The 14,112-nt window shown below is 42.9% G+C and carries 17 protein-coding genes; 12 read left to right on the plus strand and 5 right to left on the minus strand.

Going from position 1 to position 14,112, the window contains the following annotated elements; all coding sequences use genetic code 11:
- Nucleotides 1-263: 263 nt before the first annotated feature.
- The 3 genes from DBT50_RS01875 to DBT50_RS01885 form a co-directional block, all read right to left on the minus strand.
- Nucleotides 264-551, minus strand: a complete 288-nt coding sequence (locus tag DBT50_RS01875) for a hypothetical protein (RefSeq protein WP_064292240.1) — start codon at nucleotides 549-551, stop codon at nucleotides 264-266.
- Nucleotides 552-612: 61 nt separating this feature from the next.
- Nucleotides 613-1,062, minus strand: a complete 450-nt coding sequence (locus DBT50_RS01880; protein WP_013669906.1) for a flavodoxin — start codon at nucleotides 1,060-1,062, stop codon at nucleotides 613-615.
- A gap of 141 nt (nucleotides 1,063-1,203) precedes the next feature.
- Nucleotides 1,204-1,911 (minus strand): GntR family transcriptional regulator, encoded by a 708-nt coding sequence (locus tag DBT50_RS01885; protein WP_070558615.1) that lies wholly within the window; start codon nucleotides 1,909-1,911, stop codon nucleotides 1,204-1,206.
- Between the two features lie 265 nt (nucleotides 1,912-2,176).
- On the opposite strand from DBT50_RS01885, the gene map reads away from it, so the two are divergent.
- From map to DBT50_RS01945, 12 genes are all read left to right on the plus strand, one after another.
- On the plus strand, nucleotides 2,177-2,992 hold the full coding sequence (gene map / locus DBT50_RS01890; RefSeq protein ID WP_111853070.1) for a type I methionyl aminopeptidase: 816 nt from the start codon (nucleotides 2,177-2,179) through the stop codon (nucleotides 2,990-2,992).
- 19 nt (nucleotides 2,993-3,011) lie between these two features.
- Nucleotides 3,012-4,469 (plus strand): LCP family protein, encoded by a 1,458-nt coding sequence (locus DBT50_RS01895; RefSeq protein ID WP_111851858.1) that lies wholly within the window; start codon nucleotides 3,012-3,014, stop codon nucleotides 4,467-4,469.
- 43 nt (nucleotides 4,470-4,512) lie between these two features.
- Nucleotides 4,513-5,016 carry a pantetheine-phosphate adenylyltransferase gene (coaD, locus tag DBT50_RS01900; RefSeq protein WP_111821397.1) on the plus strand — a complete coding sequence of 168 codons (504 nt, stop codon included), beginning with the start codon at nucleotides 4,513-4,515 and terminating at the stop codon, nucleotides 5,014-5,016.
- 169 nt (nucleotides 5,017-5,185) lie between these two features.
- Entirely contained in the window at nucleotides 5,186-6,154 is a 969-nt protein-coding gene (locus DBT50_RS01905; RefSeq protein ID WP_111821396.1) for a GMP reductase, read from the plus strand.
- 184 nt (nucleotides 6,155-6,338) lie between these two features.
- Nucleotides 6,339-7,220, plus strand: coding sequence for a DegV family protein (locus DBT50_RS01910; protein ID WP_111853069.1), 882 nt, complete (start codon nucleotides 6,339-6,341; stop codon nucleotides 7,218-7,220).
- A 33-nt stretch (nucleotides 7,221-7,253) separates the two neighbouring features.
- Entirely contained in the window at nucleotides 7,254-8,138 is an 885-nt protein-coding gene (locus tag DBT50_RS01915) for a DegV family protein (protein ID WP_111821394.1), read from the plus strand.
- A 172-nt stretch (nucleotides 8,139-8,310) separates the two neighbouring features.
- Complete coding sequence (locus DBT50_RS01920; protein WP_111821393.1) at nucleotides 8,311-8,772, plus strand: NUDIX hydrolase; 462 nt, start codon at nucleotides 8,311-8,313, stop codon at nucleotides 8,770-8,772.
- A gap of 15 nt (nucleotides 8,773-8,787) precedes the next feature.
- Entirely contained in the window at nucleotides 8,788-9,537 is a 750-nt protein-coding gene (locus tag DBT50_RS01925; RefSeq protein ID WP_111851856.1) for a CpsB/CapC family capsule biosynthesis tyrosine phosphatase, read from the plus strand.
- Between the two features lie 81 nt (nucleotides 9,538-9,618).
- Nucleotides 9,619-10,347: a YveK family protein gene (locus tag DBT50_RS01930; protein ID WP_111851855.1), complete on the plus strand. Its 729-nt coding sequence runs from the start codon at nucleotides 9,619-9,621 to the stop codon at nucleotides 10,345-10,347.
- Between the two features lie 18 nt (nucleotides 10,348-10,365).
- Nucleotides 10,366-11,121, plus strand: coding sequence for a CpsD/CapB family tyrosine-protein kinase (locus tag DBT50_RS01935; protein WP_013669688.1), 756 nt, complete (start codon nucleotides 10,366-10,368; stop codon nucleotides 11,119-11,121).
- Nucleotides 11,122-11,150: 29 nt separating this feature from the next.
- Complete coding sequence (locus DBT50_RS01940; RefSeq protein WP_181566050.1) at nucleotides 11,151-11,312, plus strand: hypothetical protein; 162 nt, start codon at nucleotides 11,151-11,153, stop codon at nucleotides 11,310-11,312.
- Between the two features lies 1 nt (nucleotide 11,313).
- Nucleotides 11,314-11,781 (plus strand): hypothetical protein, encoded by a 468-nt coding sequence (locus DBT50_RS01945; protein ID WP_111851854.1) that lies wholly within the window; start codon nucleotides 11,314-11,316, stop codon nucleotides 11,779-11,781.
- A 136-nt stretch (nucleotides 11,782-11,917) separates the two neighbouring features.
- On the opposite strand, the gene DBT50_RS01950 is transcribed toward DBT50_RS01945, so the two are convergent.
- Nucleotides 11,918-13,174 carry a glutamate-5-semialdehyde dehydrogenase gene (locus tag DBT50_RS01950; protein WP_111851853.1) on the minus strand — a complete coding sequence of 419 codons (1,257 nt, stop codon included), beginning with the start codon at nucleotides 13,172-13,174 and terminating at the stop codon, nucleotides 11,918-11,920.
- A 29-nt stretch (nucleotides 13,175-13,203) separates the two neighbouring features.
- A complete protein-coding gene (proB, locus tag DBT50_RS01955; RefSeq protein WP_111821389.1) occupies nucleotides 13,204-14,010 on the minus strand; it encodes a glutamate 5-kinase in 807 nt (268 codons plus the stop codon).
- Nucleotides 14,011-14,112: the final 102 nt, after the last annotated feature.

A 14,112-nucleotide genomic window follows, 5' to 3' on the forward strand; every position in this document is an offset into this window, starting at 1 on the left:
CCTCTTTATTCCATGATGTTCATATTCTAGCATGACTAAGATGCACTCGCAATTTCTCCCGCTTTAAGGAAAGCTTAAAAAGCCATAAAAAAAGAGAGTGCGACAAAAGTCAAAAGAGCCCTGAACCACTGGAGCGAACTATGGTAGATAGTTGCAAAACTATCGCACATAGTTCGTGAAGTGGACGTCAGGGCTGACTTTTGGAGCACGTTTTGAATAGATAGTTCGTGTTTTAAAAAGAGCCTAGGACTTTTGTCCCAGCCTTATTCCTTATCTTCGAGTTGTTTGACGCGATATTCTAAGTGGTTGACTTTATTTTCGAGTTCCTTAATTTGCTCAGTTTGGCTTTGAAAGTGGGCTTCTGTTTCATTAGGTGAGAAGATTTCTAAGACGCCCCAAACTAAGAGAAAGAGAACGATTAGGCCGATTAATAGGTAGCCCCAATTCAAGTGAGGAGACCCCTTATCTAAGTTCTCCAAGGTTTCATCAATGTTAAGGTTTTCGATATCATCAATAAATTTTGAACGATTCTTTTTGGGTACTTTATTCATAGTGCTCCTCTCCGTTCTTCAATAAACTAGTTTGCTGTCTTATTGGCTAGGGGACATTGATTTAATGTGGTTTTTGCTTAACTAAGTTGACCGCTGCCTGAGCGCCGGCTTCAATGGTTTCAATGTCTTCAGCATTGCAATCAATTTCAATTTTAATAGCTGGACAAGCTGCTTGAGCTCCCGTTTGTAGGAATTGGTCATAGAAGTCATCGACGGATTGGCAATAGTCCGGGTAATCGTGGTCTCCGGACCCCAGGCTGATAAAAACCTTGCCAGTTAAATCTAAATCTTCTAAATCTTCATAAAGGTCGACGACATCATCCGGTAATTCTGAGCCGTAAGTATAGGTGCCTACAACACAGATATCCACATCGAGAAAGTCTTCGCCAAATAGGTTTAAGGAGGAATCCATATCAACTTCCACCCCTAAATCTTCCAAAGCTTCAGCCATAACGTCACAGGCTTCTTCTGTGTTACCAGTCATACTGGCATAAGCAATTAAGGCTTTCATTCTTATTCTCCTTTAATTTATTCATTTGACTAATAATCCCATCAAGTATAGCAAAAACGACTAAGCAGCGCTAGTTTAAGCTTATCAGATGAAAGAAAAACCAATAACTCCTTGTTAAAAGAGGTTATTGGTTGGTTGACATTATTTCATGGCGTAAGGCGAAGCTTGGTCAAAGACCGCTTTTTCTTGGTCATTGAAATATTGATATTGGTGTAGGGTTAATAACTCAATTAAGGTACGTGTTTCGTCAAATTCATTACGTTTGGCTAGGAAAATAATATCTTGAATGTAAATAATATTTCTAGCTTGGTAAGCGCAATGTGTTTTGTTATCACCAGCTTGTAAGTGGTTATGGACTCTTTCCAAAACAGAAGCATAACATTTAATGGCTTCTTCCACTAAGAAGTCATGTTGGGATAAATTGAGCAAGCTCTTAATAATCGCGCATTCCCATTGGACGCAGTCTAAATAATTATCACTTTCGAAGGCAGCGATTAAATTATTTAAGTTTTGGTCAAGATCAGCTGGCAAGTCTTTGGCGCTGGCTTTGTGCTTTAAGGCACGGTCCATTAAGCGGAAATAGCAAATTGCAAAATAACGCAAACGGAAAGCGACCAAGTCGACATCCTCTAAACTGGTTTTGACAAAAAATCCTCGGTAGGGCCGCATTTCTACAATCTCTTCATCTGCTAATATGGCTAGGGCAGCACGGATTGGGCTACGGCTCATATCTAATTTTTCTGAAATAGCTGCTTCCACAATATGATGATCATTTGGCCAATTGCCTTGGATAATTTGGTCTTTCATATATAGGTAGGCGATTTGCTCAAGCTTTTGTTGTTTTCCCATAATTCATCTCCCCATCTATGGTATTCAAAAAAAGTTTGATTGCAGGATATAAAGTATCAGTAGAAAATATTACTATATTGACATAGCTAATCATATCTTGCTTAAGATATTGTATATGATTTGTTTAAAAAAGACCAGAAAAACTTGAAAAAAACTAATTTATTTCATAAATTGTTAATAAATCCCTTAAGGCCGAGAAATAAGCATCTATTTTAAGGCTTTTATTGTATACTTAGCTATGATAATTTATGAAAGGAAGAAATCAATGATTACCATCAAGTCTGAACGCGAAATTCAAGCTATGGCAGAAGCTGGCCGTTTAGTGGCAAGCATTATGGAAGAATTACGCGATATTATCGAACCTGGTATTTCTACCATGGATATTAATGATTTCATTGAAAAACGTACTCGTCAAGCAGGAGCTATTCCTGAAGAAATTGGTTTTGAGGGCTACCCTTATGCATCATGTACCTCAACCAATGATGAAATTTGCCACGCCTTCCCAGATAAAAAGACCATTTTAAAAGCTGGCGATATTTGTTCGGTAGATACTGTCCTCTCGCTGGATGGATTCTTTACCGATACTTGTCATACCTTTAAGATTGGCGAGGTCGACTCTGAAGTCCAACACCTCTTAGATGTCACCAAGAAGAGCCTATACTTGGGAATTGAGCAGGCTGTGGCTGGTAACCGGATTGGAGATATCGGACATGCTATTCAAAGTTATGCAGAAGCAGAAGGCTTTGGTGTTGTTCGTGACTTTGTCGGTCATGGCATTCAACCTACCATGCACGAAGATCCGCAAATTCCTCATTATGGGCGCCCTGGACGTGGTCAACGCCTTCGTGAAGGCATGACCATCTGTATCGAACCCATGATTACCATGGGTGGCTACCAAGCCAAGGTGGATAGTAACGGTTGGACGGCGCGCACAGTGGATGGTTCCTGGTGTGCCCAATATGAGCATACTCTAGTAGTCACTGCAGATAAACCCAAGATTTTGACCATGCAAAAAGCAGAAGCTGGTGACGAAAACTTAGGCATCGACTCCTTGCAAATTGATTTTAATCGAGGAAATTAAAAGCTAAGGAAGTGAAAATATGAAGCAATCGTCAATTCAAGAAAATCGACGGAGCTACCGCCACCATCAACCGGATGATGATAAGAATAAAGGTAAAGGAAAGAAAATTTTTAAGGGACTGGGCCTAGTTATAGGAATTATTGTAGTCGTCTTTATTATTCGCTTAGCCTTTAACTTCTTTAATTTTTCCGGGGCCATCTATCAGAATGTTGACCGGGAAAATATGCGTGATAGTCGGATATCGCTCAAGAATGGCGACCCGGTCAATATTTTACTCGAGGGGATCGATAATGGCGCTTTAATGTATGAAAATGTTAAGGATGGGCGTTCAGATGTCATGATGGTGATTACCATCAACCCCAAAGAGGGTAAATCAACTATCCTAAGCCTCCCTCGCGATACCCTGGCTCCCCAAGGAAAGACTAATGACTTCAATAAATTGAACCATGCTTATATGAATGGGGGCATGGAGGACTCCATTAATTCCATCCAACGTTTCCTTGATGTCCCTATTGACCATTATGTTGAAGTCAATATGCAAGGGTTCATTGATATTATTGATGGCATGGGCGGTATTGAAATTACGTCACCCATGACTTTTGAACAAGATGGAGTCAGCTTTACTGAAGGTGAAACACGGACCTTATCTGGTAAGGAAGCCATGATGTATGTACGGATGCGTAAAATGGATCCTGAGGGGGATATTGGCCGTCAAAAACGCCAACAACAATTGGTTCAAGCTGTTATTGACCGACTCTTATCCATGGATACGGTCTTTAATTATGAAGAAATTTTGAATACTCTCGGTGATAACTTACGGACTGATTTACGGCCCAATGACATGCTGGCCCTCCAACAAAATTATTTACAAGCCCTTAAGAATCCTATCCACTTAGTCTTTGATGACTGGTTAGATTTGAATTTAACTTTTGGTTGGTATTTAGCGATTGAGGAAGAAGACCGCATCCGCATGTCGAATCGGATTCGGGCCTTATTGGAACTGGAACCGACCCAGTCGGCCATTGTTTACCCGGTAAGTTTTAATATTCCACCAGTCTATTTCCCTGTTTCGGATTTAAATGGTAATGGCATTCTTGAAGACGAAGAAATGGCCATTAAACCGGGCGTTTATGAGAAAAATAAACTCGACCGTTTGATTGAAAAAGAATTTGGAGAAGAAGGTTTAAATTATGAGGCCCAAAATCAACCGCAAGGTGACGATGCTTCAGGGGACACGGTGAGACCAAGCGAAAATGGTTTGCCTCAAGCTGAAAGTCAGCAGCCTGCCTATCAGCCACAAGCACCGGTTAGTCCGACTCCCGCTCCCCAGCCTCAAGCTCCCGCACCTCTCCCTCAAGCTCCAACTCCCCAAGCTCCAGGTCTAGGAGCCAACCGAGCCCAACAACCGGCAGCAGGAGGGGGAGCAGTGGCACCAGAAAACACAGTGCCCGCTCAACCAGCTCCGGGAAGCTATTAATTGAATGAGAAATTGAAAACCGATAAAAGAAAGGAAGTCGATCATGGGCATTAGAAATGCACTATACGCTGGTAGTTTTGACCCAATGACTAAAGGTCATGTCGATATGATTGAGCGCGCTAGCCGTATTTTTGATACCCTCTATGTTGCTGTAGCAGTGAACACCACTAAACAAGCCCTCTTTAGCGATGAAGAGAAATTAGCCCTGGCTAAAGAAGCCTTAGCTGGGCTGGATAATGTGGAAGTCATGCGTCTCACGGGTGGTTTGACCATTGACTTAGCCAAATCTCTGAATTGCTGTGCCCTCATTCGTGGCGTCCGCAATGTCAAAGACTTTGAGTATGAGACTAACATTGCCTTGATGAATAAACTGCAAGCGGATGATGTCGAAACCTTACTCATGCTGTCGGATGAAAAATACCGCTTCGTCTCTTCCAGTCTTATCAAAGAGACCGCCTATTTCGGTGGGGATGTGTCTGCCTTAGTACCTGAATGTGTCAATCAGGCCATTATTGCTAAGTTCAAGAAAACACACGGAAAAGATTAATGTTCGGAATTAGCGATTATAATCAAGGGTTATTTCCTTAAATTTCTCTATAAAACGAATATTTTTCTCTAAAATAGCCGATTAGCCTTGATTTTTAATGGCGTGGTGTTACAATGTTAAAGGTTTATTTTAATAGTTTGAATAATTTAGTGAAATTAGGAGAGAATAAATGCAAACTTTTGATTATGAGCAAGTCCAGTTAATCCCTGCTAAGTGTATTGTAGAGAGCCGGTCGGAATGTGATACGGGTATTCAATTTGGACCTCATAAGTTCAAGATTCCGGTTGTCCCTGCTAACATGCAAACGGTCCTTAATGAATCCTTAGCCGAAAAATTAGCTGCTAATGGCTATTTCTACATTATGCACCGTTTTGAACCGGAAAAACGTTTAGATTTTATCCGTCGTATGAATCAAAAAGGACTTTATACTTCTGTTAGTGTTGGGGTGAAGCCTGAAGAATATGACTTTATCGATGAAGTGAAAGAGTCTGGTGAAAAAGTAGACTATATCACCATTGATATTGCCCATGGTCATTCCCATACGGTTATTGATATGATTAAATATATCAAGAAACAACTACCTGATACCTTTGTCATTGCAGGTAATATCGCTACTCCAGAAGCCGTCCGTGACTTAGAAAACGCCGGCGCTGACGCTACCAAAGTTGGTGTAGGGCCAGGTCGGGTATGTATTACTAAGATTAAAACGGGTTTTGGGACCGCAGGCTGGCAATTAGCGGCCATTCGCCTGTGTGCTAAAGCAGCCCGTAAGCCAATTATTGCTGACGGGGGTATCCGTACCCATGGTGACATTGCTAAGAGCTTCCGCTTTGGCGCTTCCATGGTGATGATTGGTTCCTTACTCGCAGCCCATGAAGAATCACCAGGTGAAGAAGTCATTCAAAATGGACAAAAATATAAGGAATATTTTGGCTCTGCTTCTGAATTTCAAAAGGGCGAATATAAGAATGTTGAAGGTAAGAAAATTTTAATTGAAAGCCGCGGCAGCATCTTCAAAACCTTGAAAGAAATGCAAGAAGACTTACAAAGTAGTATTTCTTACGCAGGTGGTAGGGATTTAGGTGCATTACGCACAGTTGACTATGTGGTCATTCCAAGCATCTATAATGGAGATTAATACGGTATTGAAATTGAGGGCTGGAGGAAAACTTCGGCCCTTTTTTATTGCTTAATCAGCCTAATGATGAGCTTATTACCAGGAGAGATCGTTATTTTGTCAAAAGTACGTGGACACTATTTTTCTGCTGCACTAAAAATGAAAGGCACATGAGAAGCTTTATCTTATTAAGGAGGAAAACCTTATGAAAACTGCAATTATTACTGATAGTACAGCGGCCTTACCGGAATCTTTAGCCAAACATCCCGATGTTTACCAAGTCTATTTACAAATTAATTTAGCTGATGGGTCGACTATGACTGACACCAGCGATAGAGACCAAGTGACTGCCTACTATCACAGTCTGGCAAGCATGAACACTTTACCAAGAACCTCCCAGCCCAGCATGGGGGAAGTGGTCCAAGTGATGGATGACTTAGTAGCCAAGGGTTATGATGAGGTTTTAATCATGACTTTTCCTTCGGCCTTGAGTGGCACCTTTCAAAATTGTCAAAGCGTGGCCCAAGATTACCAAGACCGTCTATCCGTTTATTTGATGGACACTCGGCAAACCTCCATTCCCCTAGCCTACTTGGTTGAAGTCGCTTTAAACTTGATCGAGGCTGGGAAATTATCGCTAGCTGAGATTGTTGACCTTTTGAACCACTTGGATGAGGCGATGGTGATCTATGTCATCGTTGGCAATCTTGATAATCTTGTCAAAGGGGGCCGAGCAAGTAAGGGAATGGCGCTCTTAGGTAATTTATTGAAGATATTTCCCATTGTCCGAATCGAACGCAATGGGGCCTTGGAAATGGTCGAAAAAGTTCGCACCCAAAAGAAGGCCCTCAAACGGATGGAAGAATTAATGGAAAAAGAGATGACGGCTTATCCAGAAGGCTTGGAATTAGCTCTTATCACCACTCCAGATAGCCCTTTAGCCGAGGAGTTTGAGCAAATGATTGCTAAGGATGAAAGTCAATATCCTATCCGTCACGGCTTGATTCCCCCGGTAATTGGCACCCACTTGGGCTGTAATAGTGTCGCTTTTTGTGTACTCCCCAAAGTTGAAAATTTTAAGTTATAATATAAGCAAAGCTTAAATAAGGAGGTTGTTTAAATGAAAGCAGCAATTTTAACCGATTCTACGGCGACACTCAATGATCGCTTGCTTAATCATCCTGATATTTATTATGTTTCTTTACAGCTCCATTTTTCCTCAGGAGAGACTTTTATTGAGAGTGAAGATCGTAGCATCCTACCGGAATTTTATCATCGCTTGAAAAATGCCAAAGAGCTACCTAAGACTTCTCAACCCCGCCCCCAAGACTTCTATGCCATTTATGAAGAATTAGTGGACAAAGGTTATGATACCGTCTTCTTTATCCCCTTGAGCGCTGTGTTAAGTGGGACAAGCCAGACCGGACAATCGGTAGCTAGTGAATTTGAAGACCAAATTAAAACCTATGTGATTGATACTGGTCGGGCAGCAACGCCTCTCCGTTACCTGGTGAGTCAGGCTTTAGATTTAGTGGAAGCTGGGGCTGAGCCTGAAGAAGTGGTGGCTAAGATTAAATGGTTAAATGCACACACGACCATCTGGGCTTTAGTAGGTGATATTAATAACTTAGTTAAGGGCGGCCGGGCTTCACGGGCTCAGGGGTTACTGGGGTCCTTATTAAAAATCGTTCCTTTGATTGAATTTGACCAAGAAGGAAATATTTCCGTCTTAGCCAAGGTGAGAACCAAACGTAAGGCCTTAATGAAGCTAGCCGATGCCTTTATCGAAGAAGCTAAGAAATACTCTCAGGGCTACAAAGGCACCATTGCCCATGCTGATGATGAATCAGGGGCCAAAGAGCTGGCAGATTTAATCCGCGAGAAATTACCAGATATTGAAATCGAATTTGATTGGTTAACCCCAGTAGTGGGGACTCACGGAGGCACAGGTACCCTAGCCACAGCCGTATTACCTAGTTTAAAGAATTATTTACTCACTAAATAAGCATCAATTATCAAGTCTCTTAACCATCAAGGTAGGAGACTTTTTTATTAGACTGGTTATTGGGATGGTAATTTGGCAAAGGATTTTAAGATCTCTTTGAAGATATCTTAGTGGATAACTGTTAAAATAGGGCTTAACACGCTATAATAAGTAAGACAGAAGGGGTGGAAGGATGCAATTAACCAGTTTAGTCTATTTGGAGCGTGATGAGCGCTTTTTAATGTTACACCGTATCAAGAAGGCACATGATATCAACCAGGGTAAATGGGTTGGCATTGGGGGAAAGTTCGAACTAGGAGAAGCTCCCTTAGAATGTGCTAAGCGGGAAGTAAAAGAAGAGACCGGCTGGGAACTTGAAGCAGCAGAATTTCGCGGTGTCGTCACCTTTATCTATGCCGAAGATGAGCCGATGTATATTTTTGTTTATACGGGAACCCTAGCTAGTGATGAGGTCAGGGAGAATGATGAAGGGGTTATGGCTTGGATCCCTAAAGATGAAGTCTTAGACCTCCCGCTGTGGGAAGGCGACCGCTTATTCTTAGAGCCCTTAATGACTAGCGATGAGCTGTTTGATATTAAGGTAGTATACGATGAAAACAGCCAGCTACTGGCTTATGAGGATAACCGTCAATAAAAAGGAGAATGCTAGATGTTAGTGGATATGGCCTGTCACATTGCCAAAGTGGATCATACAGACTCTAATAAAGAGCAGTTAGCCATGGCTAATACTATTTGGCAAAGTGGTGTGACCCATGTCCTAGCTACTGCTTCTTATCCGACTGATCCAGCAGCTACTGGGGGGGACTTAGTACAGGCCGCCGAAGCTTTTCAAGAGGACTTAGACCGGCGAGGGATTGCCTTAATGGTCTACCCGGGTCAGATTATTGACTTAGCCCAGGCGATTTCCTGGGATGACTTATCCCAAGATATTCTCTATGCTGATCTCAACCAGCGTTATGTTCTAGTTAAATTAAATCAAGAGGATCCCCAGCGCTACTTTGAACCCTTACTTTTCGAATGGTTGAAGCATGATATCCGCCCAGTCTTAGTCCAAATTGAGGAAAACCAGGCCCTCATGCGCGATATTGACCAAGTTTATCAGTGGGTTGACCAGGGTTGCTACACGGCCTTGACGGCGGGAAATCTACTGGGTCGGCAGGGCAAGCAAGTAAAGAAACAGTGCCATTACTTATTGGAAGCCGGTTTGGCCCACCTGCTAGGAAGTTTCTCCACTGCTAGTGACGACTACCAATTACGCCAAGCCTATGCAGCCTTGGAAAACCGCTATGGACAGAGCATTAGCTTTGATATCCAGCAGAATGCTAGGGCTTTGATTAATGGGGATCCTTTAATCGACCATTTTCAAATGAAAAAGAAAAAGCGTTTCTGGTTCTTCTAGAAAGTTAAAACGGGCCTTTTCTTAATCAATTAGAAAGGCTGCTATGATTATTTTAAAGAAATGAGGATGTGACAGTTAACCATGAAGCAGTACAAAGGACGATCATTGGCTTCTTTTTTCCGGGGGCTTAAGCGGCAGTGGCTGTTTATCTTCTTAGGGGTCCTGCTTGGGATCGTGGTGGCCAGTGCTTATAATTTCTTATGGGCAGAGGCAGAATACGCCTCACAAACTCAAATCGTGGTCACCCCTAAGGACAGTGATAAGGACAAGGCGGACGAAAAGAAAGCGGGCTTAAAAACCTACGACGACCTGCTCCATACGCCACTTATCTTACACCCAGTGGCCCAAGCTCATCAAAGGGACGTTGAAACTTTGAGTGAGAATACCCATTTAGAAGCTGATCAAAAATCGGCAGTCTTCAATGTGATTGTGACAGACGGGAATGCTAGTCAAGCGCAAAGCTTGGCCTCCGATATTAGTAAAGAATTTATCCAACAACTTCCCCAAGTCCTCGCTGTTGAAAAAGTGACCTTATTAAGCCCAGCCAGCTATAATGAGAAACCGGTTAGTCCCAATTACTGGTTGAATCTCCTCTTAGGAGCTGTACTCGGGGGCTTAGTCAGTCTAGTCATCCAAGCGATTCGGGTGCTTAACGATGATACGGTACGGAGTCAAGCTGTGGTTGAAGAAATGGGTTGGTCCTTAATTGGTGTCTTACCGCAAATGAGTGAGGAGTCCATTGAGGTGACCCGCTTTAAACGTCGTTATAGAAGCCAGGATGACAATGATGAGACCAAACGGCGAATTTAGTAAAGGTGATCAAGTCTTATGTTTAATTTCAAACAACGAAAAATTGACAAAAAAAATAAGGAACAACGGCGTGGCGTGAGTTTAATCACGGCTGCCGATCCTAATCATGTGATTTCAGAACAGTTTCGCACGATTCGTACCAATATCCAATTTGCTATTGATGCTTATCATTTGAAGACGCTAATGTTTACCTCATCAGGCCCTTGGGAAGGAAAATCCACCATTGCAGCCAATGTGGCGACGACCATGGCGCATTTGGATGGGGTACGCGTTTTGATGATTGATTGCGATTTACGTAAACCTACAGTGCATAAAACCTTCGATATCCATAGCCGCAAGGGTTTGACAACTTATCTTACTGACCGCGATGTCGATTACATGGATGTCGCCCAATATGTGGCTGAAGTGAACACCTATGTGATACCAGCTGGTCCTATCCCGCCTAACCCGGCCGAGCTCTTGAGTTCTCAACGGATGAGTGACTTATTGGAGGATGTGACGGCTGTCTTTGACTTGGTTATCATTGATGCGCCCCCACTCTTACCAGTGACTGATGCCCAAATTATTGCCAGCCGAACAGATGCCAGTGTCTTCGTCTTGCGGGAGGGTGTGGCCAGTTACCAGGATATTCAAAAATCCAAGCGCCTCTTGGAAAGCGTTGATGCTAATGTAATTGGGGCCATCTATAATGGAGCCGATGGCCAAGGGATGAATGCCTATTATGGCTATGGTTACCGTGATGAAGATATTGATAGTGAGGATTTACAGTCCTAGCTCTTAATCAATTGGGAGAGATCGATAAGATGAATAAATTAGCTTTAACTTTACTGAGCTTAGCTGGACTGCAGCTTTGGGACTGGCGTCATTCCCAAGTTAAGGCTCCTTGCCTAAGTGACCAAGAAAAAATGGACTATAGTAAAGGCGAAGAATCTAGTAAGAAAAATTTAACCAATGGAGGTAGATAACGTGGCTAAACCGATACATGCTGCTTTGACTTATGCGCAGAACGAAGAATTAAAACGCTTGAATACCCAATATGCCAAGAATGATGTCAGCCAAGTGTTAAAAACAATCCAAGAATTTATCAATAACTACCAAGAATACTTTATGGATGGGCAAATAAATATGTTCGCTATTGAGGCCCAACCTAATTTACGGAACCATACCGCTCGTACGGCCTTTGTCATGATTAATTTAACCGGCAAGACCATTACGGAAATGAATGCGCATTTAGAGTTTAAAATTGATGACTTTGACCTCCAGTTCGAGCCAGTGGACTGGGAAATTCCAAGTGATTTTCTAGGGAGTTGGGCGCCTAACTATGCCATTATGGTAGTCGATGACATCCCTATGCAAGGGCAACCGACCAAGGCGAGCTATCTTCTCGATGACATTGAACTATCAGTAACCAATGTTACAGTAGTCAATGGATAAGCTAGGATTTAAGTTGGAGAAAATTATAAATAATAGAAAAAACGGAGTAGCCTGATTGTGGGCAACTCCGTTTTTGTTTGTTTAATTTTTTGAAGGTTTGCTAGGCTTCGTCCTTTGATGTGACTGTCGCACTCTTTTACTCTCTGATTTGGCCTTGGCCGAAGATGGTGTATTTATAGGAGGTGAGTGCTTCTAAGCCCATGGGGCCACGGGCGTGGAGTTTTTGGGTGGAAATTCCGATTTCGCCACCAAAGCCAAAGACCTCACCGTCGGTAAAGCGGGTCGAGGCATTAACGTAGACACAGGCCGAGTCCACGTCATCCATAAAGCGGTTAGCGATGGCATAATCATTGGTTACAATGGCTTCGGAATGGTGACTAGAGTGTTCAGCAATATGGTCAACGGCCTCTTGGTAACCCTTAACTACCTTAATGGCAATTTCATAGTCCAAGTATTCCTCGTCATAGTCGGCTGCAGTGGCTGGAATAACGCCATCGATATAGTCAGCGCTGACTCGGTCACCATGGATTTTAACCTGGTGGTCCTTCAGTGCCTGACCAGCTAGGGGTAGAAAATCTTTGGCGATGGCCTGGTCAACAAGGAGAGTTTCTAGGGCATTGCAGACAGAAACTCTTTGGGTTTTTCCATTGATTAGGATTTTTAAAGCCATATCAAAATCGCAGGCTTCATGAATATAGAGATGACAGTTTCCCACTCCGGTTTCAATGGTTGGAATCGTGGCCGTTTGGACGACTCTTTGGATGAGATTCTTACTTCCGCGGGGGATTAGGCAATCGATGGAGTCATTCATGGTCATCATTTCCCCGGCTAAGTCGTGGCTAGGGTTGTCGATAAACTGGATGGCAGCTTTAGGCAAGCCGACTGCTTCAAGGCCTTCTTGTAAAGCATGGACGATGGCTTGGTTGGTTTGAATGGTTTCCTTGCCTCCACGCAGAATCACGGCATTACCTGTTTTAAAGCAAAGCCCAGCGGCATCCGAACTGACATTGGGACGGGATTCATAAATAATACCGATGACCCCTAGAGGCACCCGGCGTTTACCGATTCTTAGACCATTTTCATTGATCCACATTTCATCGACATGGTTAATGGGGTCGTCTAATTGGGCGACTTTTTCTAGACCTTGGGCCATAGCTTCAATGCGGTCTGGATTTAAGGTCATCCGTTCCACAAAAGCAGCTTTCAGTCCTTGTTCTTGAGCTTTTTGGCACTCTGCCTGGTTGGTTGAGAGAATATTTTCTGAGGCATTTCTTAGGGCCTGGGCCATTTGGATAAGGGCTTGGTCTTTTTTAGCCCGGGATAAATTGCTGAGTTGACGGGCTGCTGCTTTGGCCTCTTGGCCCATTTGTACTAAATCAGCTGAATTAATCATGGTTTTTCACTCCTTAGTTAATGATCTTATTAGTTTTTAGGAATAAAAGCGGTGCCGATATCGGCGCCTTTTAAGACATCAAAGATTTGACTGGGCTCTTCGGAAGACATAATGACTAAGCGACGACCTTCTTCTAGGGTTTTAGCAGCTGCCTTCAGCTTACTATGCATACCACCGGTAGAGAAGGTCGATCCCTTATCACCAGCCATGGCCAGATAATCTGCATTAACTTCATGGATGGTAGAGAAGCGGTGGGCTTGGGGATCAGTATTCGGGTTAGCATCATAAAAGCCATCCACGTCGGTTAATAAGATAAGCAGGTCAGCTTCAACTATGGAAGCCACCAAGGCGGAGAGGTTATCATTATCTCCAAAACGTACTTTATGGTCCATTTCATCGACGGCAATGGCGTCATTTTCATTAACGATAGGGATAATTTGGTGCTTGAGTAAACTGGCAAAATTATTTTTCAAATTGGCTAGAGAATCATGGAAATCAATCACGTCTCTAGTCATGAGAATTTGGGCGACTGATTTATGATAATAAGAGAAAAAGCGGGCGTAGGTATTCATTAGAGCCACTTGACCGACAGCGGCAACGGCTTGTTGGTCGGGAATATTTTTGGGGCGCTTGGGGAGATTGAGTTGGGCACAGCCCACCCCCATGGCTCCCGAAGAGACTAAGATGACTTCTTTTCCACTTTGGGCAAGGGAAGAGATCACATAAGCTAGGCGGTCAATGCGTTGGTAGCGGATATTGTTGGTTGACGTCATCAGGGAATTGGTACCCACTTTGATAACAATTCGCTTGGCGTCTTTAAGAGAATCACGATGCAAGATCTTTACCTACTTTCTTAACTCATTGCCAATAATTGTAGCATAATTTCCTACAATTAGCCGCTAATATTTAGCCGGCATGGTGGTATACTAGGCATAATT

This window comes from Aerococcus tenax (genome assembly GCF_003286645.3).
GTDB classification, from domain to species: Bacteria; Bacillota; Bacilli; order Lactobacillales; family Aerococcaceae; genus Aerococcus; species Aerococcus tenax.